Here is a 25,771-nt window from a genome sequence, read left to right as displayed (position 1 = left end):
TAGCGTGAGTGATCGGTAACTCATAACTCCTGCGTGAAATTAAGCACCCTGAAATGAAGGGGCATTGCTTGGCCATGTGTCTGATAGTGCGCTAACATCGCCACAACGATCCGTCAGCCTCCGACGGCGGAGGCGCATCGGTCAGCACCGATCCCCGGCGGATGAGATCACACGAAGGAGTGTCCTCATGATCACGTCATCCCGACGCCGGTTCACCGGCCGCCTCGTCACCGGCGCTGCAGTTCTCGCCGTGTCAGCCCTCGCCCTCACCGGGTGCCGCGCCGGCGGCGGCCCCGCCTCCGACGAAGACAAAGCCAGCGGCGACGGCCTCGTCATCGGCTGGAGCCAGCGCGGCATCAGCGGCAGCGACTGGTGGAAGACCCTCGTCGAGGGCGGCCAGGCCGAGGCCGACAAGATCGGCGCCCGCATCGAACTGCTCGACGCCAACGGCGACACGGTGCGCCAGAACGCCGACGTGCAGACCCTCATCACCAAGGGCGTCGACGTCGTCGTCATGAACGCCAACGACCCCATCGGCGTCGGCCCGTCGGTGCAGGCGCTGAAGGACGCCGGCATCCCGCTCGTGACGGTCAACTCGAACCTCGACGAGAGCCTCGTTCCCGACATGTTCTGCTACGTCGCCGAAGACCAGGAGTACACCGGCTCGCTCGCCGGTGAGGTGGCCGCGAACAAGGCCCTCGAGAAGTTCGGCGACACCGGTGAGGTGAAGATCGTCGGCATCGGCGGCTTCCCGGGCGACGTGCTGAGCGACCTGCGCTTCAACGGCTTCCTCGAGGGCTACGACAAGGTGATGGAGGCCCACCCCGGCATCCAGACCACCACCCTCGACACGAAGTACGGCGAGTGGAAGCCCGACAAGGCCCTCGCCCCCATCCGCGACGTCGCCACCGCCAACCCCGACCTCAAGATCGTCTACAGCATGAGCGATGTCATGAACGGCGGCGTGGTGCAGGGCCTCCAGCAGGCGGGCATCTGGGGCGACGGCATCATCCTGGCCAGCTACGACGGCGGCATGGTCTCGGTGAAGGAGATGATGGACGACCCGACCGGCCCGCTCCAGGCCACCGCCTCGAACCAGCCATGGGACCAGGGCGCCACCGCCGTGAAGATGGCCCTCGCCGCCTTCAACGACGACCAGTCGCAGTGCCCCGACAAGACCCTCTACATCGACACCACCGTCGTCACGCCCGAGAACGCCGCCGACTACTACGTGGCCGACGACACCTACGTGAAGGCGAACGAGGAATGAGGGGCGGCACGATCGAGCTCGAGCTCGACGGCATCACCAAGGGCTACCTCGGCGTCCAAGCCCTGAAGGGCGTGACGTTCTCGGTGACGAAGGGCTCCATCCACGCCCTCGCCGGCCAGAACGGGGCGGGCAAGTCGACCCTGGTGAAGATGCTCTCCGGCGCCGAGACCCCCGACGGCGGCACCATCCGCCTCGGTGGAAAGGACATGCGCTTCCGTGAGCCGACGGATGCGCAGAACGCCGGCATCCACACCATCTACCAGGAGCTCTCCCTGGTGCCCTCGCTCTCCGTCGCCGAGAACATCTTCCTCGGCCGCCTTCCCCGCCAGGCGGGCAAGGTCGACTGGGCGCGCATGTACCGCGAGGCTCAGGATGCGCTGGCCAGGGTCGGTTTCGACCTCGACGTGCGCGCACCGGTGGGCAGCTTCTCCACCGCCGAGCAGCAGGCCGTCGAGCTGGCGAAGGCGCTGCACAAAGACGCCAGGGTGCTGCTGCTCGACGAGCCCACCTCCACCCTGCCGAGCCCCGACGTCGAGAAGCTGTTCACCGTGCTGCGGTCGCTGGCGGCCGAGGGCGTGACCCTGCTGTTCATCTCGCACCGCATGGACGAGGTGTACTCGCTCTGCGACGCGGTCACCGTGCTGCGCGACGGGGCGACAGCCGCCGAGTTCGACACCGCAGACTCGACCCCCTCCGACGTGGTGACCGCCATGGTGGGCAAGAGCCTGGAGGGGTCGATCGCCGAGACGGCGCTGCGCGGCGAGCGCTCACCCCGCCTCGGGACGGGCCGCGGCGAGGAGGTGATCCTCTCGGTCGACCGCCTCTCCGACGAGGGTCACGTCGACGACGTGTCGTTCGAGTTGCGGCGCGGCGAGGTGCTCGGCATGTCGGGGCTCATCGGGAGCGGCCAGTCGGAGCTGGCCGGCCTCCTCGCCGGGGCCCGGCGACGCGCATCCGGATCCATCCGCATCGACGGCAAGCGGGTCGACCTCGCGGCACCCCGCGACGCCATCCGGCGCGGCATCGGCCTGCTCCCCCAAGACCGCAAGACGGCGGGATTCGTACCCGATCTCGGGGTCGCCGCCAACATCACGCTGGCGAGCCTTCCCGCGTTCAGCCGCCTGAGCGTCATCGACTCCCGCCGCGAGCGCCGGGTCGCCGCCGACATGGTGACCCGGCTCGGCATGAAGGTCTCGGGGGTCAACCAGCCCGTCAAGACCCTCAGCGGCGGCACCCAGCAGAAGGCCATCCTGGCGCGCTGGCTGGTGCGCAAGTCGCGCATCCTCATCTGCGACGAACCGACGCGCGGCGTCGACGTGGGAGCGAAGGAGGACATGTACGAGCTCCTCCGCGACTACGCCCGCGGCGGCGGCACCGTCATCATCGCGAGCTCCGAGATCACCGAGGCGATGATGTGCGACCGCGTGCTCGTGATGGCCCGCGGCTCGGTCGTCGCCGAGCTCAACCACGACGAGATAGACCCGCAGGGGAAGGCGATCCTCAGCCGGTTCGCCTGAGCCCCACGACTCACCACACCTACTCCTGAGAAGAGCGAAGAAGCCCATGTCCCAGAACACCCTCCGGCCACCGGTCGGCAACAGCACAGCCCCCACCCCGCCCGGGCCCAGCACGGCGAACCGGATGCGCAGCCTCGGCAAGCGCCTGCTCGGCAAGAGCTACCTGCTGCTGGTGCTGCTCGCCATCATCATCGTCGGCTACTACGTCTCGGCCGACTTCCTCACGCTGCGGAACGCCGAGAACGTCATCGCCGCCGCCTCCATCGTCGCCGTGCTCGCGGTGGGCCAGTTCTTCGTCATCCTCACCGGAGGCATCGACCTCTCGGTGGGGTCGATCCTCGCGATGTCGACGGTGATCGTCGCGCTCACCCTCCAGACGGGGATGTCGGCGGGGCTCTCCGTGGGCGTCACCCTGCTGTGCTGCGCCGCCGCCGGGTTCGTCAACGGCCTGCTCGTGGTGTGGCTGCGCATCCCTCCCTTCATCGCCACGCTCGCCATGATGAGCGCGGTCAAGGGCTTCAGCTACATCATCCAGTCGACGAGCCTCATCCAGATCCTCGACGAGGCGTTCATCCAGGCCTTCTCGAGCGGCACCGTGCTCGGCGTGCGCAACCCCGTCGTCATCTTCATCGTCGTCGCCGTGCTCGCCGCGCTGGTGGCGAAGTTCACCACCTTCGGCCGCTCGCTCTACGCCATCGGCGGCAACCCCGAGGCGGCGCGCCTGTCGGGCCTGCCGGTGTCCCGCAACCTCATCATCACCTACACGCTCTCCGGCATCCTCGCCGGTCTCGCCGGCCTCATCGCCGCGGCCCAGCTGCGGCAGGGTAGCTCGCTCATCGGCGTGGGCTACGAGCTGGATGCGATCGCCGCGGTGGTCGTGGGTGGCGCCTCGCTGATGGGCGGCAAGGGCGACCCGGTGAGCGCGGTGATCGGCGTCTTCGTGCTCGCCACGATCATCAACATCATGAACCTCGTCGGCATCTCGTCGGAGCCGCAGCTCGTCATCAAGGGCGCGGTGATCGTGATCGCGGTCTTCCTGTCGAGCGCGGGAGGGGTGCAGCGCATCTCGCGCTTCTTCTCGAAACTCGTCGGCGGTCGGGGACGGCGCGCGGCGCTCGCCCGCTGAGCCATGGCGCGCGAGCAGCCCTCGAACGGGAGGAAGGTCAGGATGATCGACGTGGCGCGGCTCGCCGGTGTCTCCCACCAGACGGTCTCGCGCGTTCTGAACGGCTCCGACAGCGTCACCCCCGAGATGCGCGAACGCGTCGAGACCGCGGTCGACCGGCTGCGCTACCGCCGCAACCCGGCGGCCAGGGCCCTCGTCACCCGGCAGAGCATGAGCATCGGCATCGTGAGCTTCGGCCTCGCGCAGTTCGGGCCCTCGGTCGCCCTCACCGGCATCGTCGACGAGGCCAGGCGGGCGGGCTACGCCACCAACCTGGTGAGCCTCACCGAACTCGATCACGGCGCCATGCAGAACGCGCTCGACCACCTCATGGCCGACTCGGTCGACGGCGTGATCGTGCTCGCCCCGTTCGAGGCCGCCCTGGTCGCCATCGAGGGCCTCTCCCCCGAGGTTCCGCTCGTCGTCTTCCACCCCGGCGGCCCGGCGACGCTCGGCACCATCGCCACCGACGAGGTGGCGGGGGCGCGGCTCGCCACCGTGCACCTCATCGCGCTGGGGCACGGCACGGTGCACCACGTGTCGGGCCCTCCGGGCTGGCTCGGCACCGCTGCCCGACTCGAGGGGTGGAGGACGGCACTGTCTGAGGCCGGCCTCCCCGCGCATCCGCCCGTCGAAGGCGACTGGACCTCCGAGTCGGGGTACGAGGCCGGCCTCCGCTTCGCGCTCGACGGCGCGGTGACCGCGGTCTTCGCCGCCAACGACCAGATGGCGCTCGGCGTGGTGCGCGCCCTCGTCGACTCCGGTCGGCGGGTGCCGGGCGAGGTCTCGGTCATCGGCTTCGACGACATCCCCGAGTCGGCGTACTTCAGGCCCGCCCTCTCGACGGTGCGATTCGACTTCAGCGAGGTGGGCCGCCAGGCGGTCGACCACGTGCTCGAACTCATGGCCGGCCGCGAACCCGCGCCACCACGGCCGGTGGCACCACAGCTTCTGGGGCGTGACAGCACCGCGCCCCCACCACGAACCAACGAACAGAGAAAGAAGAGATCATGACATCCCTCCGACCCCTCGGCCGCACCGGCTTCTCGGTGTCGAGCGTGTGCGTGGGCACGAGCGCCCTCGGCAGCTTCCCCGCCCAGTACGGCTACGAGGTCGACAAAGACACGGCGGTCGCCACCATCGAGCGCGTCTTCGACGGCCCGTTCACCTTCATCGACACCAGCAACGAGTACGGCGGCGGCGACAGTGAGCGCCGCATCGGCACCGCCATCCGCAATCGGGGTGGCGTGCCCGAAGGCTTCGTGGTCGCCACCAAGGTCGACCCGCTGCCCGGCTCGACCGACTTCTCCAGCGAGCGCGTCAAGCGGTCGGTCGAGGAGAGCCTCGAGCGACTCGGGCTCGACCGCCTGCAGCTGGTGTACCTGCACGACCCCGAGAAGATCTCGTTCGAGGAGGGGGTCGCGTCGGGCGGCCCGGTCGAGGCGCTCGTCGAGCTGCGCGACGCCGGGGTCATCGAGAGCCTCGGCGTGGCCGGCGGCCCGATCGACCTCGAGCTGCAGTACCTCGACACCGGGGTGTTCGACGTGGTCATCAGCCACAACCGCTTCACCCTCGTCGACCAGACGGCCGAACCGCTGCTCGAGCGAGCCGCCCGCGACGGTGTCGCCGTCGTGAACGCCGCTCCCTTCGGCGGCGGGATGCTCGTGAAGGGCCCGTCGGTCGTGCCCACCTACTGCTACGCGCCGGTCTCCGACGCCACCCTCGCGCGGGTTCAGCGCATGGAAGACCTCTGCCGCGAGCACGACGTGCCGCTCGCCGCCGCCGCGCTGCAGTTCTCGGTGCGCGACGAGCGGGTCGCCTCGACCATCGTCGGCATGTCGCGACCCGAGCGTGTCGACGCGACAGTCGAGCTGCTCGAAACCCCCATCCCCGAAGACCTCTGGAGCGAGCTCCTCGAGCTCGCCCGTGTCGGACAGAACGGAGTCGAACGATGACCAGGAAGAAGAACCCCGAAGCCGTCGACGTGGTGATCGTCGGTGCCGGCGCCGGCGGAGCCACCGCGGCCAAGGTGCTGAGCGAGGCCGGCCTCACCGTGGTGGGCCTCGAGCGCGGACCGTGGCTGAAGCCCGAGCACGCCTCCGGTGACGAGCTGAAGTTCCTCAACCGCAACTTCATCTGGCAAGACCCGAAGCTGAAGCCCCGCACCTACCGCCAGAACGACAGCGAGGAGGCCGTGATCACGAACTTCTCCGCGACCCCCCAGGTCGTCGGCGGCGGCACCACCCACTGGGGCGGCATGGTGCCGCGCATGGCGCTCAGCGACTTCAAGCTGCGCAGCCTCCACGGCGACGTGCCCGGCGCGAGCCTCGTCGACTGGCCCATCAGCTACGACGAGCTCGAGCCCTATTACACCCGGGTGGAATGGGAGTTCGGCACCTCCGGTCTCGCCGGAGCGAACCGCTGGGAGGCTCCCCGCAGTAAGGGCTACCCCACGAAGCCCTCGACGCTCAGCCAGATCGGCCGCACCTTCGCCACGGCCATGGACAAGCTCGGCCACAGCACCTTCCCCATGCCGCAGGGCATGGTCACCGAGCCCTATCGCGGCCGCCAGCCGTTCAGCGAGAACGGCTTCTGGCAGCAGTATCCCGACCCGGGCACCGGCAAGTCGTCGACGCTCATCAGCTTCATCCCCGACGCCATCTCCACCGGCCGCTACGACCTCCGCTCCGACTGCTACGTGAGCGAGATCCTCGTCGGCGCCGACGGCAAGGCCACCGGGGTGCGGTATCAGGATGAGGACGGCGACGAGTTCGTGCAGTACGCCAAGGCCGTCATCGTCTGCGCGGGCGGCATCGAGACGCCGAGGCTGCTGCTCATGTCGAAGTCGGCACAGCATCCCGACGGTCTCGGCAACGGCAGCGGGCTCGTGGGCAAGAACGCGACCTTCCACCAGTACTCGTTCTCGGTGGGTCTGTTCGACCGCGAGGTGCACGACCCGCTCTACGGCTGGGCCGGGCACTACATGAGCCTGTGCTCGTTCGACTTCTACGAGACCGACGAGAGCCGCGGGCACATCCTGGGCTCGCTCATCTTCCCCTCGATGATCGGGCACCCGGTGAACTGGAGCTTCCCCGGCCGCCCCACCTGGGGCGCCGCCGCGAAAGACGCCGACCGCGAGTTCTTCAACCACAGCATGAAGATCGGCATCCTGCTGCACGACCTCCCGGTCGAGAGCAACCGGGTCGACCTCGATCCGACGGTGAAGGATGCGTGGGGCCTGCCGGTCGCGCGCATCACCCACACGCCCCACGCGAACGACTTCGCGCAGGAGCGCTGGCAGGTGAAGAAGAACGGCGAGATCCTCGAGGCGGCGGGCGCCTCCCGGGTGGTTCCGGTGAACATGGAGCGCATCACGGGCAACACCTCGCACGAGCTCGGCACCACCCGCATGGGCGACGACCCGGCCACCTCGGTCGTCGACCGCTGGTGCCGCTCGCACGAGGTGCCGAACCTCTACGTGTTCGACGCCAGCTTCTTCCCCACCGCCACGGGCATCAACCCGGCGCTCACCATCATGGCGAACGCCTGGCGCTGCGCCGACCGCATCCTGCAGGTCGACCGCCACGGCTGGACGACCGACTGACGACGACACCGACTCAAGAAAGGACTTCACCATGGGACAGGCAGAATGGGTGACCGCGCCCATCTCCACACGAGACGACGACGAACCGCTGTTCTTCACCGAGCACGAGTGGGCGACGGTCGAGGCCGCCACGGCCCGCATCATCCCCACCGACCACCACCCCGGTGCCCGGGAGGCGAAGGTGGTGCGCTTCATCGACCGGATGCTCGCCGGCACGCAGTTCATCTTCCCCGCCGCCGACGGCAACGGCTTCCTCCGCATGGAGGGACTCGAGGAGGAGGCCTGGCAGGAGCGCATCGAGGCGCGGCAGGGCTTCTACCGCGACGGCGTGCGCCAACTCGACGCACTCGCCGAGAAGCGCGGGGCGCCGGCCTTCGTCAAGCTCGACGAACAGGCGCAGGACGCCGTGCTGGAGGAGCTCTCGGGCGCGTCGAAGCCAGGACGGTTCGCGCTGAACGACGAGGGGGTCGGCCTCGGCGGCGCCCCCGCCGGCAACCAGCCGGTGAACGAGGACTTCCTGGAGTTCTTCCCCCTCCTCGTGCTGAACACCCGCCAGGGCTTCTACGGAGACCCGGTCTACGGCGGCAACGAGAACCGCGTGGGCTGGGGCGTCATCGGCTTCGACGGCCCGCCGAGCCTCGCGTCGACGATGGACGGCAGCTACACCACCCGCTCCTACATGGTCGAGGGTGCGGAGTGGCCCTACGAGCGGCACCCCGAGGTGCTGCGCTACCGCCGGCCGTGAGCGGCGGCCCGCCCGTGGCGACGACTGTCGACCGGCGCCCGGGCGGGCATAATGAGCAGATGCCTCGCGCCGCCTCAGCCTCCACGACAAGCACCCGCGGAGAACGGCTCGGCTCGCGCTCCCAGGGGCCGCGCATGATCGACGTGGCGAAGCTCGCCGGGGTGTCGCAGCAGACGGTGTCTCGGGTCGTGAACGGGGCGCAGAACGTCGCGCCCGAGATCCGCGAACGCGTCGAGCGCGCGATCGAGCAGCTGCGCTACCGGCGCAACCCGGCCGCCGCCGCCCTCGCGAGCAACCGCACGATGACCATCGGCGTCGTGAGCTTCGAGCTCGCGGTGCTGGGGCCGTCGGTCGCCCTCTACGGAATCTCGGAGGAGGCCCGCCGGCACGGCTACTCCACACGCCTGGTGACGCTGGGGTCGCTCGATCGCCACGCCATCCGTTCCGCCCTCGAATCGGTGGGGCCGGATGCGGTCGACGGCATCATCGTGCTGGCCCCGCTCTACGAGGCCATCTCGGTCATCCAGAGTCTCGACATCGGCGTGCCGATGGTCACCTTCGAGCAGGGCACGCCCGCGAGCGCCACCAGCATCTCCATCGACGAGGTGCGCGGAGCGCGCGAGGCCGTGCGGCACCTGCTCGAGCTCGGACACGAGACCGTCTGGCACGTGCAGGGGCCCGAGGGATGGATGGCGTCGACCGCTCGCGCCCGCGGCTGGGCCGAGGAGCTCTCGGCCCAGGGCCGCGTGGCGCCGCCCGCCTTCACCACCACCGACTGGTCGGCGGCCGAGGGCTACCGGGTGGGACGGATGATCGCCGAGACCCTCGAGGTCACCGCCGTATTCGCCGCCAACGACCCCTTCGCGCTCGGCGTGGTGAAGGCGCTCGACGAGGCGGGCATCGAGGTGCCGGGCCAGGTCAGCGTCGTCGGCTTCGACAACGTCAAGGAGTCGGCCTACTACCGGCCCGCGCTCACCACCGTGACCCTCGACTTCGAGCAGATCGGTCACACGGCGGTCAGCCGCATCCTGGCCATGATCAAGGGCGGGGCCGACGAGGTCATCCCGCTCCTCCAGCCCGAGCTGGTGGTGCGCCAGACCAGTGCGCCCGCGCGCCGGGGCTGATCCCGATAGTGCGCTAACAAGCTCCCGCCGTCAACCCGTCGGGTGGCTTTCGCCTGCCACTCTTGCGGCGGCATCGTCGACGCGACTAGTCTGAGTGAGCGCTAACTCAGATCTTCCGGATCGCTCACCAGCGCAATTCGATCAGCGCGGATCAGCTCCGCGTTCCCCATGGAAAGAGAGCACGAACATGGTCGACCCCTTCGTCGTCGTGGCAGTGTCGCCCCGAACCTTCACCGTGAAGAATCCGGGCGATGGTGTGGCGAATGTGAAGCGAATCAACGAATTCATCGACACCGCCGTCATGGTGGGTCGATGGGAAGGCTCCCCGGTTCGACTGGTGGTGCTTCCCGAGATGGCGATCCAGGGCATGATCGCCAACTTCCCCGGCAACCGCGAGAAGGAGCGTCACTTCGCCGTGACGATCCCCGGCCCCGAGACCGACGAGCTGGCCAAGAAGGCCCGCGAACTCGACACCTACATCGCGGCCGAGCTGTACATGGTGAAAGACGACGACTTCCCCGACCGCCACTTCAACGTGGCGTTCATCATCGACCCGCAGGGCGAGATCGTCTACAAGCGCTACAAGGCCACCAGCGACGCCTACGAGGGCGGCATGCTCGGCAACATGAACCCGCACGACGTGTGGGACGAGTGGATCGAGAAGAAGGGCAACGGCAACGTGATGGACGCCATCTTCCCGGTGGCGCGCACCGAGATCGGCAACATCGGCATCGCCATCTGCCACGAGGGTGTCTACCCCGAGGTGGCGCGCGGGCTCGCCATGAACGGCGCGGAGATCATCATCCGCCCCACCCTCATCGAGCCGGCCGTGCAGAACGGCATGTGGGAGCTGCAGAACCGCGCCCACGCCATGTTCAACTCCGCCTACGTGGTGGCGCCGAACCTCGGGCCGGAGTACCGCGAAGACGGCGGCGTGCAAGACCTCTTCGGCGGCCAGTCGATGATCGTCGGCCCGCGCGGCCAGGTGCTCACGCAGCAGCGCGGCTGGACCACGGGCGACTCGTTCGTCTGCACGACGATCGACATCGAGGCCCTGCGGCGGGCACGCGTGGCGAACGGTCTCTACAACCAGTTCAAAGACCTGCGCACCGAGCAGTACCGGGCCATCTACGACCAGCCGATCTACCCGAAGAACCAGTACCTCGACGCCCCTCCGAGCGAGGGCTGGCTGGCTCGCGAGCACCAGACCCGGGCCGACAACATCGAGAAGCTGATCGAGCGCGGCGTGCTCACGCCTCCGACGGGCTACGGCGAGTAGGCCCACTGCCCTCCGGCTTCGACTCGACCGCCCCCTCCTTCGGTTCGCCGGGCGAGGGGGCGTTCGCGTGCGCCGGCCGCTCTCCACCCGGGCACAGCGACGTGCCAGGAAACGTGGATGCACGTGCAGTAGCTTCGCTCCTCGTGTCAGGGCGTGCCTGTGCGGTCGAGCGCGCATCCGCTGTTCTGGCCGAGATCGCCTCCCCGAAAGGTCGCCGCTGAATGGCTCGTCGCTACAACTCGAACCCCGTCTCCAACGCCATGGCGTGGCTCGGCGGGGCACGGCTCGATGTGCTCGCCGACACTCCCGGCGACCGGGCGCGGTTCGTCGCGATGGGTGGCGTCATTCTCAGCACGGCGCTGCTCAGTGCGGTGTCGGCGGCGTTCGCGCTGTCGATGGCGGTGGGGGCGCCGCTCGCGGTCGCGATCATCGTGGGGGTGTTCTGGGGCGTCATCATCCTGAATCTCGACCGGCTGCTCATCATCGGCATGGCGAAGCAGAAGGGCGTGGCGCGCAACATCGGGCTCGCGATTCCGCGTGTGGCGCTCGCGCTCATCATCGGAACGGTCATCTCGACGCCGCTGACGCTGCAGATCTTCGCGGCCGAGATCAACTCCGAGATCCAGGTGATGCAGGCCGAGGAGAAGGCGGCGTTCGAGGAGCGGATGGCGTCTGACCCGCGGTTCGCCGCCATTCCAGGGCTCGAGGAGTCGATCGCGGCGAACCAGGCGATCGTCGACAAGGGACTGCAGACCGATCTCTCGGCCGACCCGAACTACGCGGCGGCACAGGCCGCGACGGCGTCGGCGCAGGCCGCCTACGACGCCGCCCAGGCCGCCTACCTCGCCGAGATCGACGGGAGCGGGGGCACGGGCGTGCGCGGCGACGGGCCGGTCACCGCGTCGAAGCTCGCCGCCCTCCAGGCCGCCGAGACGCGGCTCGACGCCGCCAAGCAGGCGGAAGCCACGGCGCTCGCGGAGGCGCAGACGAACCTCGAAGCATCCGCTCAGAGCCGGCTGTCGGCTGCACAAGACCAGCTCGCCGCCGACAAGGCGACGCTCGCCACCGCGCAGGAGCAGCGCGCCGCCGAGCAGGCGGCCTACGAGAACGCCGTGGACAACAGTGCGGGACTGCTGTCGCGGCTGGATGCGCTGTTCCGCCTCGGCGAGAAGAACGCACTGCTGAACGTGGCGCACATCATGATCGCCCTGCTGTTCGTGTGCATCGAACTGCTGCCCGTGATCGTGAAAGTGCTGTCGAACCTCGGTGCGCCCACCGCCTACGACCGGATGCTCGACGTGCGTGAAGACAGCGAGGTGTCGGGCGGTGAGATCTGGGCTCGCGAGAGGGCGCGGGCGATCGAGGCCGAGGCGTCGGTGCAGGTGTCGGTGGCGTCCGACCGGGCCGAACAGCAGCTGGAGTTCGGCAAGCGGATCAACGCCGCCGTGCTGGAGCAGCAGGAGGCCGTGATCTCGCGGGCGCTCGAGGTGTGGGGGTCGTACGCGGGGGCGCGGGCAGCCGCGCGAATGGAGGAGTGGGAGCGCGAGCTCGAGTCGGCGGAGGGCTCCGCGGCGGGTGCGCTGGGCGCGCCGGACGCCGGTGCCGCCTCCGAGCCGCGCACGAAGCGGTGGCCGTTCTCGCGGCCCGCGGCGGGCAGCCGCACCGCGCCCGAGGCGCGGGAGATCGAGTGGCCCGCCCGATTCGCCCCGAGCCGTTCCGAGTCAGCGGCGAGCGACCTCGCGGAGACCGCTCGTTTCGACGCCCTGCTGAGCGGTGCATCCGCCACCCGGCCCGGGGACCGGGACGCCACCGACGAACTGGCCGACCTGTTCCGCGACACCGCCGAGGTTCCCACCGCCGGCGGCCGCGCTGCGGGAGACCCGCCCACGCGACCGCTGCCCCGCAACTCCGACCGGGCCGACTACCTCCGGCGCGCCGGTCTTCTCGACAACCTCTGATCTCGTCTTCGCGGTGTTCGGTTGCACTTGTAAGTGCAACCCGCTACCGTCGACCCATGGCGTCAGAACTGCTCACTCGCGGCACGATCGCTCTCGACGACCGCCTCGAGGCCGAAACCCGGCACCTGCTCGCCGCCGTGGCCGAGAGTCGGGTCGCCCAGGCGACCCTGACGCTCGACGACGGCGGGCACGTCGAGGTCGATCCTGAGCTGGCGCAGACGCTCCTCGACATCCTCGACCGCGCGACCCGGGGCCCGGTGACCGTCTCCACCCTGCCCGAGCAGCTCACGAGCAGCGCCGCCGCCGACATGCTCGGTGTCTCGCGGCCGACCCTCATGAAGCTGGTCGACCAGCAGAGACTCCACGTCACCCGGGTCGGCTCGCACGCGCGCTTCGCAACCCGCGACATCCTCGACCTGAAGGTCGAGCGCGACGCTCGACGGTCGGCCGCCTTCGACGAACTGCGTCGCGCTGACGACGCGTTCGAACCGTCGCAGACCTGAATATTCCTCAGCTATGATCACGGAATGACCCTCCGCGTTCTTCCCGACAGCACCCTCCTGTTCAACCGAACGGCGCGCGATTGGCTGTTCCTGCTGCGCAACGAGACGCGCGACCTGTTCCAGTTGCACTCGACCGTCGTCGTGGTCGCCGAGGCGATCGAGGCCACCCGCCTCGCGCACCCGGGTGTCGACGAGCAGATGCTCGACCGGCTGCACCGCACGCTCCTCGAGAACTTCGACGAGGTGCTCACCGAGGTCGACGCCTCGGGCGACGCCGCAGGCGGCGACCCCCACGAACGCCACCTGCACGCCGCGGCCCTGGGTGCACGCAGCGACATCGTGCTCACCGATGACCCACGCCCCTTCGGTCACCCCGACGACCTGCCCTTCGACGTCATGGGTGCTGACGCTTTCTTCACGCTCGTCGACGACAGCGATGCGCTCGCGGTGGGTCGCGTCGTGGCACGGCAGCGCGACGACGGGCGCATCCGCGAGCGACTGGCCGGCAAACAGATGCACCCGCTGGCAAGCGCACTCGACGCTGCCGGGTGCCCCGCCTTCGCACGGCGAATCCGCCTGCGCGTCGCGAGCTCTACGTCGTGATGTAGAACGGCATCATCACGAACGGCACGACCGACACGGCGATGGCGATCGTGCTCACCCACCGCGCGGCCGACGGCCGGGAGCCGAGCACTGAGATCATCGCCAGGAAGAGCCCGATGGCGGCGAACCACAGCGGGATCCAGGTGGGGATGCCCGCCGCGAGCAGCACGATCGCCGCGACGCCGGCGAGCAGCGAGACGATCGCGATGGGGTTCACGCCACCCTGCGGGCGCTGGAGGGTCTGCGGGCGCTGGGTGGGATCGTCGAGTTCGCTGCTCATGGGTGGAACCATACGTCGATACCGCGAGCACAGCATCCGCCTGCCCTGACACCCGAAAGCGTGGTAGCGGCGATTCACACGAAACACATATCGTCAAATGTCGAGTTGACGGAACCCTCGTCGACGCGAGACGAAGGATGCACGTGACGCCGAGGCATGAACGATCCGCCCCGAAGCACGCGGCGGAGTCATCGCGGGCGGCAGTAGCGGGCATCGACAGGCGGCTCTTCCTGGGCATCGTGGGTGCCGGAGCGGTCGCGGCGGGAGGCGGTGTGTTCGCCGCGGTGTCGAGCGCGGCGGCCCCCCGATCGCCCATCAGCGCGCCGGCCGGGTCGGCCACGGCGAGCGCGACCCCTGTCGCGGCGGTAACCCACACAGCCACCGCGACCCCCACCCCGACCGAAACGCCGACCCCGACTCCCACGCCCACCCCCGAGCCCACCCCGGCGCTCCCGCCGATCGAGAAGGTCGCCCTCCCCGCCGGCGCGATCACCGAGCTCCCCGGCCAGGGCAACCTGCTCGCGTGGACGGTCGACGACGGGTCGAACGCCGACGTCATCCGCCTCTACACCGAGTTCGCGGCGGCGACGGGCACGCGCCTCACCTTCTTCCTCAACGGCACCTACGGCGGGTGGACGCAGAACGCCGACCTCCTGCGCCCGCTCGTGCAGTCGGGGCAGATCCAGCTCGGCAACCACACCTTCGACCACGTCGACCTCACCAGCCAGAGCGACGCCGGCGTCATCGACCAGCTCCAGCGCAACCACGACTTCATCCTGAACACCTACGGGGTGGATGCGCGGCCCTACTTCCGCCCACCGTACGGCTACCACGACGCCCGCGTCGACCGTCTGGCCGCCAGCATCGGCTACACCTGCCCGGCGCTCTGGTACGGATCGTTGAGCGACTCGGGCCTCATCACCGAGCAGCAGGTGATCGACTTCGCGACGCAGTGGTTCCTGCCCCAGCACATCGTCATCGGGCACCTCAACTACCTGCCCGTCACCAACGTCTTCCCCCAGCTCTCAGCACTCCTCACCGAGCGCGGACTCCGCACCGTCACCCTCGACGACGTCTTCCTGCGCTGAGCGGGGGCGCGCGGGCCTGAGCATCTGCTGGGCGAGGTGTCGATGAGCGGATGCGCGGCCTATCGTTGAGTATCGTTGGCGGTTCTCGAGGAGGTCATGATGAGTGGTTCGTTCGGGTCGAGCGGTTTCGGGACGGGCGCGTTCAGTGGTGGGTCCGGTTCGCAGACCGACGGGCTGTGGCGCGCGATGGAGCAGCTCCGCGAGCGCTTCGAGAACAAGGTGGGCTCCCGCATGGGCCGCGGCGACGTGCGCGCTGCCGTGCTGGCGCTGCTCGCCGAGAAGCCCATGCACGGGTACCAGATCATCCACGAGATCGAGGAGCGCAGCGGCGGCAACTGGAAGCCCAGCGCCGGGTCGGTCTACCCCACCCTGCAGCTCCTCGCCGACGAGGGGCTGATCGCCGCCGAGGAGTCGAACGGCCGCAAGACCTACGCGCTCACCGAGGCCGGCCGCGCCACCGTGGCCGAGACCGAGGGCACAGAGCCGTGGGGCGCATCCGGCGACTCGTCGGGCACGGGCTCCGGCTCCGGGTCCGACGGCTGGCGCAACCCGTTCGGCACCGGCGGTCGCGGTGACCTCCGCGGCGCGCTGCCCAAGGCCGGGTTCGAGCTGGCCCAGGCGGCCGCGCAGGTGGGCCGCACCGGCAGCCCCGAGCAGGTGAAGCAGGCGGTCGCCGAGCTCGAGGATGCGCGCAAGCGGCTGTACGCCATCCTCGCTCAGGACTGACCCGGGTGGCAGAGCTCCCGCCCGGCTCCGACCGGGCCCGAGACCCGCGCTCCCCCGGCGCCGGCTCCGCGAACACGACGCCCCTGGAACGGGCTTGGGGCCGCCCCAAGCCCGAGGCGGATGCCGAGCCCGGGCCCGACGCCGAGGCCGCCTCGCGCGGCGACGAACCCACCCTCGCGTTCGATCTCCCCATGGCAGCGGCACGAGCGACGGCCGAGGCCGACGCCGAAGCTCGCAGAACCGCGCCGGCCGACGCCGAACACACCGTGGCGTTCGATCTGCCGATGGAACTGGCGCGGCTGGCGGCCGACGCGAGCCATCACCACGACGACACGGTGCACGACGCTGCCGCCGAGCAGCCCGCGCCCACCCCACCCGCGCCCGCCGCGCCTGTTGCCCCCTCGTCCGGCGCGCCAGCGGCCCCCACGACGACCGCGGCGCCCGGCGCCCCCGCCCCGGGAGCCGCCCCCACCACCGTCATCGGCACCGCCTCCCACGCCCCCGATACCCGCAAGCGCTACCGCCGCATCCTGCGCTTCGCCGGCTGGAACCTCGCGGTGACCTGGTTCTTCGAGCTGCTGCTGCCCCGCATCGGGCTCACCCGCATCGCCGAGCGCACCCGCCCGAAGCGCATGCAGCGCTTCGCGCGACGCTTCCACGTGCTGGCCGTCGAGCTCGGCGGGCTCATGATCAAGGTCGGCCAGTTCATGTCGTCGCGCCTCGACGTGCTGCCGCCCGAGATCACGAAAGAGCTCGAGGGCCTGCAAGACGAGGTTCCGCCGGTGCCGTTCGAGCTCATCAGGCAGCTCGCCGAGGCCGAGCTCGGCATGCCGCTGTGGCGCGCGTTCACCTGGGTCGACGAGACGCCCGTCGCCGCGGCATCCCTCGGCCAGGCCCACCGCGCAAGGCTTGCGCCCGCCGACGCCGCCGACACCGGACTCGACGCCGTGATGCTCAAGGTGCAGCGCCCCGGCATCGACGCGATCGTCGAGGTCGACCTCGCGGCCCTCCGCCGCGTGGGTCGCTGGCTCAGCCACGTGCGGCTCGTCTCCGACCGCGTCGACGCCCCCGCGCTGGTCGAGGAGTTCGCCGCCACCTCGCTCGAAGAGATCGACTACCTCCACGAGGCCGCGAACTCGGTGCGCTTCGCCGACGACTTCGCGGGCGACCCCCGCGTCGGCGTGCCCCAGGTGGTGTGGGAGCGCAGCACCCGTCGCGTGCTCACCCTCGAAGACGTCACCGCCATCAAGATCACCGACGCCGACGCCCTCCGCGCGGCCGGCATCGACCCGGCCGACGTCGCACCCGTCTTCGCCGCCGTCATGTTCGACCAGCTGTTCACGAACGGCTTCTTCCACGCCGACCCGCACCCGGGCAACATCTTCGTCACTCCCGTCCCCGCCCCTCTCGACGAGGTGACCGACCCGGATGCGGCGGTCGCGCATCCGTGGCGCCTCACCTTCATCGACTTCGGCATGATGGGCACGGTTCCGGCGAACACGCGCTCGGGGCTGCGCAAGATGCTCATCGCCGCGGCCTCGCGTGACGGCAAGGGGCTCGTCGCTGCGGCTCAAGACCTCGGCGTGCTGCTGCCGTCGGCGGAGACGAGCGAGCTCGAGCGCGCGCTGACGCAGCTGTTCGCGCGGTTCGGGGGCATGGGGTTCGCGGAGCTCCGGGAGGTCGACCCGCGCGAGTTCCGCGACTTCGGGGTGGAGTTCGGGCACGTGGTGCGGTCGCTGCCGTTCCAGCTGCCGGAGAACTTCCTGCTCATCATCAGGGCGATGTCGCTGACGTCGGGGGTGTGCAGCGCGCTCGACCCGTCGTTCAACCTCTGGAACTCGGTGGAGCCGTACGCGCAGCAGCTCATCCGGGAGGAGCGCGGCAACCTCGCCCAAGACCTCGGGCGCCAGGCCCTCGAGAACCTGCAGCTCGCCTGGCGGCTCCCGAAGCGCCTCGACGACCTCGTCACCCGCGCCGAGGAGGGCAGACTCGTCGTCTCGGACCCCGCCCTCGAACGCCGCGTCGGCCGCCTCGAACGCACGGGCCGCCGCCTCATCTCGGGCCTGCTCTTCGGCACCATCTTCATCGCCGGCGCCATCGTGCGCGCCGACGACACCGTGTTCGGCACCGTGCTCATGGTCGTCTCCGTCCTCCCCCTCCTCCACACCCTCTTCGCCGGTCGCGCGGGCCGAGACCGCTGACGCCCCGCGGCGTCTCCGACGTCGATCGCGACCTATTCGACGCGGTCGCGGGGCGGGCGGCGGGCGTCGATCCGGCGAGGCACCTTGCGGCCCGTCGCGGCGGCGGGGCGTTCGCGGAGGGTGAGGCTCCAGCAGGCGGCGGCGCCGACGACGGCGGCGAGGGCCGCGAGGGCGAGGGGCGGGAACTCGGGCCAGTCGTCGGGCATGTCGGAGCTGGCCCAGACGAAGAGCCACACCGTCGAGACGGCGGTCGAGCTGCCGAGCCACCACACGAGGTCGCGCACGAACCCGGGCGGCGCACGACGCGAGCCGCGGCGCCGGGCCACGAGCGCGCTCACGGCGCCGATGGCGAGCGCGAGCACGCCGAGCGCCACGACGAGCGCGAGGGGGAACGCGTCGCGCACCTTCTGCCAGGCCAGCGCATCCGGGTCGGGGCCAGCGAAGGTGCCCGCCGGATAGTCGAGCATCGCCCCGAGGTCGGCGATCCTCAACTCGAACGGGAAGCTGTTGTCGTTCTCGCGCAGGTCGAGCACGTACCGGGTTCCCCCGGCCACCTCGTCCCGACTGTCGGTGCTGCCGGTGTCGTCGGCCGCGTCGGTGGCCACGCGCCCGAACGGCACCACCGTCTCCTCCCACAGTCGCGCGCTGTCGGAGGAGTCGGTGTCTTCGGTGATCCAGCCGGCGGCGAGCGCTGAGCCGGCCAGCGCATCCGGGATCGTGATCGACACCGTGACCGGGGAGGGAGCCTCGTCGTACGGCCAGCCGGCCGACGACTCCCAGTCCTCCAGCAGCGCCGCCCACCGCAGCCTGTCGACGGTGTCGGACCCCTCGGCCACCCGCGCCCCCGTCGCCGCCACCACGGGCGAGGCGAGCTCGTACGAGACGACGACCTCGTGCTCCCCCGTCAGCACCTCGCCGAGCATCGTGGTCATGAGCTCAGTGTCGCCCTCGCGCGACGCGCGGTAGGGGGCGTCAGTTCCATCGATCGTCACCGAGGTCACCGAGAGCCCGAGCTCCTGGCCGTCGGCCCGGGCGGGCCACTGCCGGGCGACCTGCGGCACCTGCGAGGTCGACTCGGTGGCGAAGTCGACGACGATGCGCTCGGTGACCGTCAGCCGGGCGCGGCGGTCGTCGTCGAGGGCGAGCACCGCATCCGCCTCGAACGAGCGCACCTCGTTGAAGGAGGTGCCCGGGAGGTCGCCCGAGTAGGCGACGGGGTCGAGCGACCGCGGGTACGGGTTCGGCAGCACGGCCGCAGCGGTGACGGATGCGCCGAACAGCACCACCGCCACCACCCGCACCAGGATGCGCGGCGCACTCAAGAAGTCGCTGCTGCGCCATCCGCGCGAGGCCGTGTCGTCGCCGAGCTCCCCCTCGATGAGGTCGAGCACGCGCCGCCCGGTGCCGCGGGCCGCACCCTGGTCTGACGCCACCACGGCATAGGCGAGCAGAGGGTCGCGCGTGGTCGCCCGGTCGAGCAGCTGCGTGCGCTCAGCGTAGACGCCGATGCCGAGCAGGTGCTGCCGCACGAGCGCACCCTTCCTGGTGAGCGGGCGCGCGCTCAGCGCGACGGCCAGCACGATCAGCGAGATCGCCGACGAGAGCAGCACGAACGCGGCGGGCCACCACACCACGGCGAGCGGCTCCTGGTGCGAGAGCTGACGCACGAGCCCCCACTGCACGAGCGTGAGCGCGAGCGGGGCGGCGATGAAGAAGTCGCGCACGAATCCGGTCGGGATGCGCCGCAGGCCCTCGCGCAGCTGCCCGCCGTACTCGGAGGCGGAGAGGTACCCCAGCGTCGCGCGCAGACGGTCGCCGAGGCGGCCGGTGCGACGGGCGGCACGGGCTGCTGCACGCAGCCGGGCGGTGCGGTCGGGGCGGCCCTTGCCGCTCACCGCATCCAGTGCAGTGGCGAGCTCGAAGGTGCGCGGTGTGCGCAGCACCTGCGCGGCGGCGCGCACGCTCACGCCCCTCGGCGGCTCGGACTGCGCGACGAACCACGGGCGACCCCGCGCATCGCTCCACGCGACGGCACGCGCCGCAAGCGCGAGCAGCAGGGTGACCGCGAGGAACAGCAGCGGCAGCAGCGGCCCGAAGCTCTGCACGATGAAGAGCGCTGTCGGCGGCGGCATCACGAAGGTGCCCGACTCGAACACCATGGTGAAGCGGGCCGACGCGTAGGGCGGGATGTTCTGGTCGTTCGTGAAGCCGTAGGTGATGGCGCCGGGAGGTGCGCCCGCGTCGGCCGGCGGGTCTTCGGGCGTGAGCCACTCGCCGGCGGAGAGCAGAGTCCACGCCAGCGCGCCGCGCGGCTGGCGCACGAGGGCGTCGTCGAGCTCGGCCGGGAGCGTGACGCTCACGTCGAGGCCGCTGAACGCCTGCGGCCAGGAGGGGCCGAAGACGTCCCAGGCCAGAAGGTCGACGGATGCTCCGGTCGCCTCGTCGACGTCGGTGTAGGCGAGGTCGTGCAGACGGTAGCGCAGCACGAACTCGTGGTCGCCGGTGAGCGGGGCGGTCGCACTCGTGCCCGGGCTGAGCGTGAGGGTGAGCTGGTCGCTGCTCTCCGACCGGTCGACCGTGGCCGGCTCGCCGTCGACCGTCACCTCGAGGTCGGAGGGGTCGAGCGCGTGCCCCTCGTACTGCGTCGGGAGCACCCGCACGATGCCGGTCTCTGCGACGCCGTCGGGGAAGAAGGCGCCGATCGTCTCGACGACGTCGGCCTCGAGACGCCCCTCGTCGGTGCGCTCGACGGTGTAGTCGACGTCGAAGTCGCGGGCGATCCAGGTGTCCGTGGCGCTCGAGGCCGACCCTGTGATGTCGTCGAGCGACATCGGCTCGTTGATGACGGGCCCGAACAGCAGCACGCCGCCCGCGAGCGCGACCACGGCCCAGAAGGCCGCGAGGCCTCGGCGCAGACGCGTGCCTCCGTGCGAGCGCAGCCACGCCTCGAGCGCGAGCAGCCAGCGGGAGAGGATCGACCAGAGCGGGGTGTGCTGCGGGCGGGGGTCGGGGATGCGGTCGTCGGCCGCGTCGTCGATGTCCCCCGCCATCCGTTCGATTCTAGGGCGGAACTGCGGCGGCCGCCCACACAGAACGAAGGGCCCCGGTGCACCCGGGGCCCTTCTCGTCGACTGCGACCGGGATCAGTCGCGCAGCGACTCCTTGTAGTCGTTCTTCGCCTTCGTGGCGTCGCGCTCGGCCTCGGCCTTCTTGACCTCGTGCTCGGCCTTCGCCTCGTCGGCCTTGTCGCTCAAGCGCTCCTTGGCGTCGTCGAAGGCCCGGCCGATCTTCTTGCCCGTCGCCTCGGCAGCATCCTTCGCGTCATCGATGAATCCCATGGGGGCCTCCTTCGTCAGTAGCTGATGGTGCTCAACCTACGACCGTCGGCGCGCATCCGCTCGTCTGTCGAACGAAAAACGCAGACTTCAGGGCGCGACGCAAGCCCCTTGGCAAGCTCCTCGACCGTGCCCCGATAACGAGCGGATAACCATCGCGGCAATCCCAGCCCGCGCCCAGACAAGCGCCCCTACCGTGAGTGCCATGAGACGAACGATCCTCGCATCCACCGCCGTCGTCGCCGTGCTCGTGCTGACGGGATGCGCCCAGGGCGGCGGGGCGTCGCAGACCGCCGACGGGCCGGTGATGGTGGAGCCCGCGCCCGGTGCGCGGGATGGCGGGGTGCAGTCGGCGGAGGGCGGCTCGTCGTCGCTCGACTCGTCGGCGGGCTCGTCGGGCTCGTCGGCGGACTCGGCGGCTGCCGCGGATCAGAGCGTCATCACCACCGGCTGGATCACCGTGACCGTCGACGACCCCACAGCAGCCGTCGACGCCACGGTCGATCTCGTCGAGTCGCTCGACGGGCGCATCGACTCCAGGTCGCAGCAGGCCGGGTCGGAGAACTCGCGCTCGAGCGCCCAACTCGTCATCAGGGTGCCCGCCGACTCGGTCGACGCCGCGGTCGAGGGCCTCGGAGAGCTCGGCACCGTCGACTCGGTGTCGCTCAGCTCGAACGACGTGACGCTGCAGGTGCGCGACCTGGATGCGCAGATCAAGGCGCTGCAGGCATCCGTCGACCGGCTGCTCGATCTGGTCGACCAGGCGGCGACCACCGCCGACCTCGTCGAGCTCGAGACCGCCATCTCTGACCGGCAGGCGCAGCTCGACAGCCTCAAGTCGCAGAAGCAGTACCTGTCGGATCAGATCGCCTATTCGACCCTCACCGTCGACCTCACCCAGAAGGGTGCCCTGCCGTCGAACGCCCCCGGCGACTTCTGGAGCGGCCTCGCCGCGGGGTGGGCGTCGCTCGTCGCGGCGATGTCGGGGCTCGTGGTGGCGATCGGGGTGCTCATCCCGTGGCTGCTGCCACTCGCGGTGATCGCGGGGATCATCGCGCTGATCGTGGCGCTGTCGCGCCGCGGCGCGCGGCGGCGCGCCGCGCGGGGTGGCGCGGCGGGTGCGGGTGGCGTCCTGCCCACGTACGCGACGCCGTACCAGCCGGCGTCGACGACGGCGCAGACCGCTGCTCCCGTGGCCGTGGCACCGCAGAGTTACGGGTCCCCCGCGACGAACCCCGGTGCGGCGACGGCGACTCACCCCGCCACCACGCCCGACTCGCATGACACCCAGGTGCTGGGCGAGCACGACCGCGCCGCGCACCCCGACACCGCGCCTCCCCCCGTCGACGCCCCGGAGTCCGACACCTCCGAGCACCGCGACACCCCGCCCTACCCCCAGTCGTAACCGGCCGACGCCCGCCCGCGGCTGAACAGGCCCGCCGCTCCTGCCGCCTCCCCGCCCACCGAAGTCGATGGAGAATCCGGCCCCACCCGCAATTCGATGGAGTGAGCTTCCGACTCCCGCTGGGACCTCCATCCGGTTCCGCGCCCCAGCCGGCCGCCGCCACCCACCGAACTCGATGGGGAAGACGGCCCTACCCGCAACTCGATGGAGTGCGCTGCCGACTCCAGGCGGGGTCTCCATCCGGTTTCGCGCCCCAGCCGGCCGCCGCCACCCACTGAAGTCGATGGAGAAGACGGCCCCACCCGGAACTCGATGGAGTGGGGTGTCGTTGGCAGCGGGTTCTCCATCGGGTTCGGTGGGAGTGGTGCCCGGCGGCGCCTCAGCGGTCGCCAGCGACCCAGAGAGTGCGGCGGAGGTCGAGGAGGCGGAGGGCCGCCTCGTCGATGCGCGACTCGGGGATGGTGCCGGCTCGCACCGCGGAGGCGATCGCCGCCGAGAGGGCCGGGACGTCGACGGTGCTGTTGTAGAGGAGGAGGTCGTTGCCTGCGGCGACTGCGGCGATGGCGTTGGTGGTGCGGTCGGCGTAGGCAGCGACGCCCGAGTTCTCGAGCATGAGGAGGTCGTCGGTGACGGCCACGCCGTCGAAGCCGAGCTCGTCGCGCAGCACGCGGTGCCACTCCGGCGAGAGGGATGCGGGGGCACCGTCGACCGAGGAGTACACAAGGTGGCCGAACATCACCATCTCGGCGCCGGCGTCCACACCCGCCTGGAACGGCGGCGCGTCTTCGGCGAGCCACTGCTCGTAGCCGAGGTCGGTCGTCGGGATGGAGGTGTGCGAGTCGCCGCCCGCCGCACCATGCCCCGGGAAGTGCTTCAGGGTCGAGACCACGCTCCCCCGCTCGGCCGACACCGCCGCCGCGACCCGCGCACTCGCCGAGCTCGGGTCGGCGCCGAGCGAGCGCTCGAAGATGAACGACGACGGGTCGGAGGTGACGTCGGCGACGATCCCGAAGTTCACCGTCATGCCGGTGGCGTCGAGCAACGCGGCGCGCTGGGTGAAGGCGTCGGTGGTCGCCTGGACCGGTTCCGACTTGAGGGTGTCGGCCGCCGCGTAGCCGTCGTCGCGCAGGCGCGCCACGATGCCGCCCTCCTGATCGATGGCGATGAGGGTGGCGAGCCCGTCGGACTCGTGGAGTGCCCCGGTGAGCGCCGCAGCGTCCGCCGCACTGCCCGGCACGTTGTCGCCCAGCAGCAGCAGCCCGCCGGGCTTGTTCGCCTCGAGGTAGCCCTGCAGCGCGGCAGGGTCGCTGCCGGCGACGTGCACCATGAACATCGACGCGATCTTCTGTTCGAGGGTCATCGAGTTCAGCCGCACCTCTGCATACGCCCGGATGCGCTCCTCCGCCGACAAGGCAGGGAACGCGGCACGCAGACGGCCGGGCTCCGACGGCGCGGTCGAGGCCGACGGCGTGGGTGACGGCCAGCCGGGCCGGGTGGGGGTGGCGGATGGGCCGCTCGTCGAGGAGGGCGAGCCTGCGGGAGGGGTGGTCGCCGCCACCGCCGACGACCCAGGTGCCACCCCGACCGCGCCCGCCGCGACGATCGCTCCGACCACAAGCGCCGCCGTAACCACGCGCGACGACCGGCGCTCGCCCGCCCGCCGCTGCCCCCGCGACCCTGCGCCCGCGGTGGCGGCGGGAGAGGCGGCGGCGCGCATCGTCGACCGGCGCATCACTCCGGCACGGGCCCGAGCAGGGCGTTCGCGACGGTGGAGTGGGCCGACTCGCCGTCGGAGGGGTGGAAGATGCCCGCGACCACGTCGCGGTAGAGGCGGCCGAGCTCGCTCGACGAGGCGATCGCCGAACCGCCCGACACCCGCAGCGCAAGGTCGACGACCTCGCGCGCGGTCTCGGTGGCGCGCACCTTGAGGCCGACGAGCTTCGGGAACCAGGCAGCCCCGTGCGCGACCTGCTCGTCGACATCGCGCGCGAGCGCCTCGATCTGCGGCGGGATGCCGTCGTGCAGGATGCCCGCCTCCGCCACCTTCCACCGAATGTCGGGGTCGTGCGCGTAGGGCCGCCCACCCGCCTTCATCGAGGTGCGCCGATGGGCCGCCTCGACGGCCAGCTCGATGGCCCGCTGACCGATGCCGGTGTACACGGCGGCGAGGAGAATCTCGAAGGTCGAGAAGATACCGAAGATGAGCGGATCGGCGCTCGGCCCCACCGGGAGCTTGCGGAACACCCGATCAGCCGGCGCGACGGCACCGTCGAGGATCGTCGTGTTGCTCTGACTGGCGCGCATGGCCAGGGTATCCCAGTCGGAGAGCGTCTCGATGCCGGGCGTACCCCGGGTGAGGAAGGCGTGCACGAGGAGCGGCGCCTCGGGGTCGGAGTCGTCGCGGCCGAAGACGCCGAGTCTCGTCCACACCGGAGACAGGGAGGTGAAGATCTTGCGGCCGGTGTAGGCGTAGGAGCCATCGGCCCCCGGCACGGCCGCGGTCGTCGAGCCGAACAGCACGAGATCGTTGCCCGCCTCGCTGTTACCGAACGCGAAGATCTCGCCGGCCACAGCATCCTGGAGCACCCACTCGAGGGAGGTGTCGCCGCGGTCGCGCAGCACCGTGGCCACGCCCGTCCAGACGAGGTGCATGTTGATGGCGAGCGCCGTCGCGGGCGCTGCCGTGGCCAGGCGCGTCTGCTCGCGGGCGACGCGGGCCAGACTGAAGCCGAGGCCGCCGAACTCGACGGGCGCGAACATGCGCAGGTAGCCGACCTCGGTGAGCTCGCGCAGGTCGTCGTCGGCGAATCGATTCTCGCGATCGTACGTCGCGGCCCGCGACCGGATGCGAGCGAGCAGCTCGTCGTCGATCAGCGAGTCGGCAGGGGTCGGGTCCACCATGCTGTCAGCGTACCCGCGCCCACTGACAGCGCCATGGGTGTGGTCAGCCGAACGACGGAGAATCGGG

At 70.6% G+C, this 25,771-nt stretch carries 21 protein-coding genes; 16 read left to right on the top strand and 5 right to left on the bottom strand.

Going from position 1 to position 25,771, the window contains the following annotated elements:
* Positions 1 to 187 precede the first annotated feature (187 nt).
* The 12 genes from HL652_RS03310 (at position 188) to HL652_RS03255 (ending at position 13,768) form a co-directional block, all read left to right on the top strand.
* Entirely contained in the window at positions 188 to 1,270 is a 1,083-nt protein-coding gene (locus tag HL652_RS03310; RefSeq protein ID WP_171703978.1) for a sugar ABC transporter substrate-binding protein, read from the top strand.
* A complete protein-coding gene (locus HL652_RS03305) occupies positions 1,267 to 2,787 on the top strand; it encodes a sugar ABC transporter ATP-binding protein (RefSeq protein WP_171703977.1) in 1,521 nt (506 codons plus the stop codon). The genes HL652_RS03310 and HL652_RS03305 overlap by 4 nt, the downstream gene beginning before the upstream one ends.
* 46 nt (positions 2,788 to 2,833) lie before the next feature.
* Complete coding sequence (locus HL652_RS03300) at positions 2,834 to 3,913, top strand: ABC transporter permease (protein ID WP_171703976.1); 1,080 nt, start codon at positions 2,834 to 2,836, stop codon at positions 3,911 to 3,913.
* A 42-nt stretch (positions 3,914 to 3,955) separates the two neighbouring features.
* Positions 3,956 to 4,966, top strand: a complete 1,011-nt coding sequence (locus tag HL652_RS03295) for a LacI family DNA-binding transcriptional regulator (RefSeq protein ID WP_171703975.1) — start codon at positions 3,956 to 3,958, stop codon at positions 4,964 to 4,966.
* Positions 4,963 to 5,907 carry an aldo/keto reductase gene (locus HL652_RS03290; protein ID WP_171703974.1) on the top strand — a complete coding sequence of 315 codons (945 nt, stop codon included), beginning with the start codon at positions 4,963 to 4,965 and terminating at the stop codon, positions 5,905 to 5,907. The genes HL652_RS03295 and HL652_RS03290 overlap by 4 nt, the downstream gene beginning before the upstream one ends.
* Positions 5,904 to 7,556, top strand: a complete 1,653-nt coding sequence (locus HL652_RS03285) for a GMC family oxidoreductase (RefSeq protein ID WP_171703973.1) — start codon at positions 5,904 to 5,906, stop codon at positions 7,554 to 7,556. Before HL652_RS03290 ends, HL652_RS03285 begins: the two co-directional genes overlap by 4 nt.
* A 31-nt stretch (positions 7,557 to 7,587) precedes the next feature.
* Positions 7,588 to 8,301, top strand: a complete 714-nt coding sequence (locus HL652_RS03280) for a gluconate 2-dehydrogenase subunit 3 family protein (RefSeq protein ID WP_171703972.1) — start codon at positions 7,588 to 7,590, stop codon at positions 8,299 to 8,301.
* Positions 8,302 to 8,435: 134 nt separating this feature from the next.
* Entirely contained in the window at positions 8,436 to 9,425 is a 990-nt protein-coding gene (locus HL652_RS03275; RefSeq protein WP_171707156.1) for a LacI family DNA-binding transcriptional regulator, read from the top strand.
* Between the two features lie 187 nt (positions 9,426 to 9,612).
* Positions 9,613 to 10,704, top strand: coding sequence for a nitrilase-related carbon-nitrogen hydrolase (locus HL652_RS03270; RefSeq protein WP_171703971.1), 1,092 nt, complete (start codon positions 9,613 to 9,615; stop codon positions 10,702 to 10,704).
* A gap of 221 nt (positions 10,705 to 10,925) precedes the next feature.
* Positions 10,926 to 12,662, top strand: coding sequence for a DUF4407 domain-containing protein (locus HL652_RS03265; protein ID WP_171703970.1), 1,737 nt, complete (start codon positions 10,926 to 10,928; stop codon positions 12,660 to 12,662).
* Between the two features lie 56 nt (positions 12,663 to 12,718).
* The gene (locus tag HL652_RS03260) at positions 12,719 to 13,165 is read left to right on the top strand and encodes a helix-turn-helix domain-containing protein (protein WP_171703969.1); all 447 of its coding nucleotides are present in this window, start codon (positions 12,719 to 12,721) and stop codon (positions 13,163 to 13,165) included.
* 24 nt (positions 13,166 to 13,189) lie between these two features.
* Complete coding sequence (locus HL652_RS03255; protein ID WP_171703968.1) at positions 13,190 to 13,768, top strand: PIN domain-containing protein; 579 nt, start codon at positions 13,190 to 13,192, stop codon at positions 13,766 to 13,768.
* On the opposite strand, the gene HL652_RS03250 is transcribed toward HL652_RS03255, so the two are convergent.
* Positions 13,758 to 14,048, bottom strand: a complete 291-nt coding sequence (locus HL652_RS03250) for a hypothetical protein (RefSeq protein WP_171703967.1) — start codon at positions 14,046 to 14,048, stop codon at positions 13,758 to 13,760. The two genes, HL652_RS03255 and HL652_RS03250, sit on opposite strands and share 11 nt — an antisense overlap.
* A gap of 143 nt (positions 14,049 to 14,191) precedes the next feature.
* Here HL652_RS03250 and HL652_RS03245 point away from each other — a divergent pair, with 143 nt between their 5' ends.
* The 3 genes from HL652_RS03245 to HL652_RS03235 all read left to right on the top strand — a co-directional run bounded on the left by HL652_RS03245 (position 14,192) and on the right by HL652_RS03235 (position 18,063).
* On the top strand, positions 14,192 to 15,136 hold the full coding sequence (locus HL652_RS03245; RefSeq protein ID WP_216603983.1) for a polysaccharide deacetylase family protein: 945 nt from the start codon (positions 14,192 to 14,194) through the stop codon (positions 15,134 to 15,136).
* Between the two features lie 99 nt (positions 15,137 to 15,235).
* Positions 15,236 to 15,862, top strand: coding sequence for a PadR family transcriptional regulator (locus HL652_RS03240; RefSeq protein ID WP_171707155.1), 627 nt, complete (start codon positions 15,236 to 15,238; stop codon positions 15,860 to 15,862).
* A 479-nt stretch (positions 15,863 to 16,341) separates the two neighbouring features.
* Complete coding sequence (locus tag HL652_RS03235) at positions 16,342 to 18,063, top strand: ABC1 kinase family protein (RefSeq protein WP_253743807.1); 1,722 nt, start codon at positions 16,342 to 16,344, stop codon at positions 18,061 to 18,063.
* A 32-nt stretch (positions 18,064 to 18,095) separates the two neighbouring features.
* Here HL652_RS03235 and HL652_RS03230 read toward each other — a convergent pair whose 3' ends face one another.
* Positions 18,096 to 21,113 (bottom strand): DUF2207 domain-containing protein, encoded by a 3,018-nt coding sequence (locus HL652_RS03230; RefSeq protein WP_171703965.1) that lies wholly within the window; start codon positions 21,111 to 21,113, stop codon positions 18,096 to 18,098.
* 93 nt (positions 21,114 to 21,206) lie between these two features.
* Positions 21,207 to 21,401, bottom strand: a complete 195-nt coding sequence (locus HL652_RS03225) for a hypothetical protein (RefSeq protein WP_171703964.1) — start codon at positions 21,399 to 21,401, stop codon at positions 21,207 to 21,209.
* Between the two features lie 202 nt (positions 21,402 to 21,603).
* On the opposite strand from HL652_RS03225, the gene HL652_RS03220 reads away from it, so the two are divergent.
* Positions 21,604 to 22,803, top strand: a complete 1,200-nt coding sequence (locus tag HL652_RS03220; RefSeq protein WP_171703963.1) for a DUF4349 domain-containing protein — start codon at positions 21,604 to 21,606, stop codon at positions 22,801 to 22,803.
* 379 nt (positions 22,804 to 23,182) lie between these two features.
* Here the strand turns inward: HL652_RS03220 and HL652_RS03215 are convergent, their stop codons facing one another.
* Together HL652_RS03215 and HL652_RS03210 are read right to left on the bottom strand one after the other, a co-directional pair.
* The gene (locus HL652_RS03215; RefSeq protein ID WP_253743806.1) at positions 23,183 to 24,535 is read right to left on the bottom strand and encodes a glycoside hydrolase family 3 N-terminal domain-containing protein; all 1,353 of its coding nucleotides are present in this window, start codon (positions 24,533 to 24,535) and stop codon (positions 23,183 to 23,185) included.
* Entirely contained in the window at positions 24,535 to 25,704 is a 1,170-nt protein-coding gene (locus HL652_RS03210; RefSeq protein ID WP_171703962.1) for an acyl-CoA dehydrogenase family protein, read from the bottom strand. The genes HL652_RS03215 and HL652_RS03210 overlap by 1 nt, the downstream gene beginning before the upstream one ends.
* Positions 25,705 to 25,771: the final 67 nt, after the last annotated feature.

Origin of the sequence: Herbiconiux sp. SALV-R1, from assembly GCF_013113715.1 — a bacterium.
Classification (GTDB): domain Bacteria; phylum Actinomycetota; class Actinomycetes; order Actinomycetales; family Microbacteriaceae; genus Herbiconiux.
The sequence above is the reverse complement of the archived record's forward strand: the minus strand, read 5'-3'. Positions and strand labels throughout refer to the sequence as shown.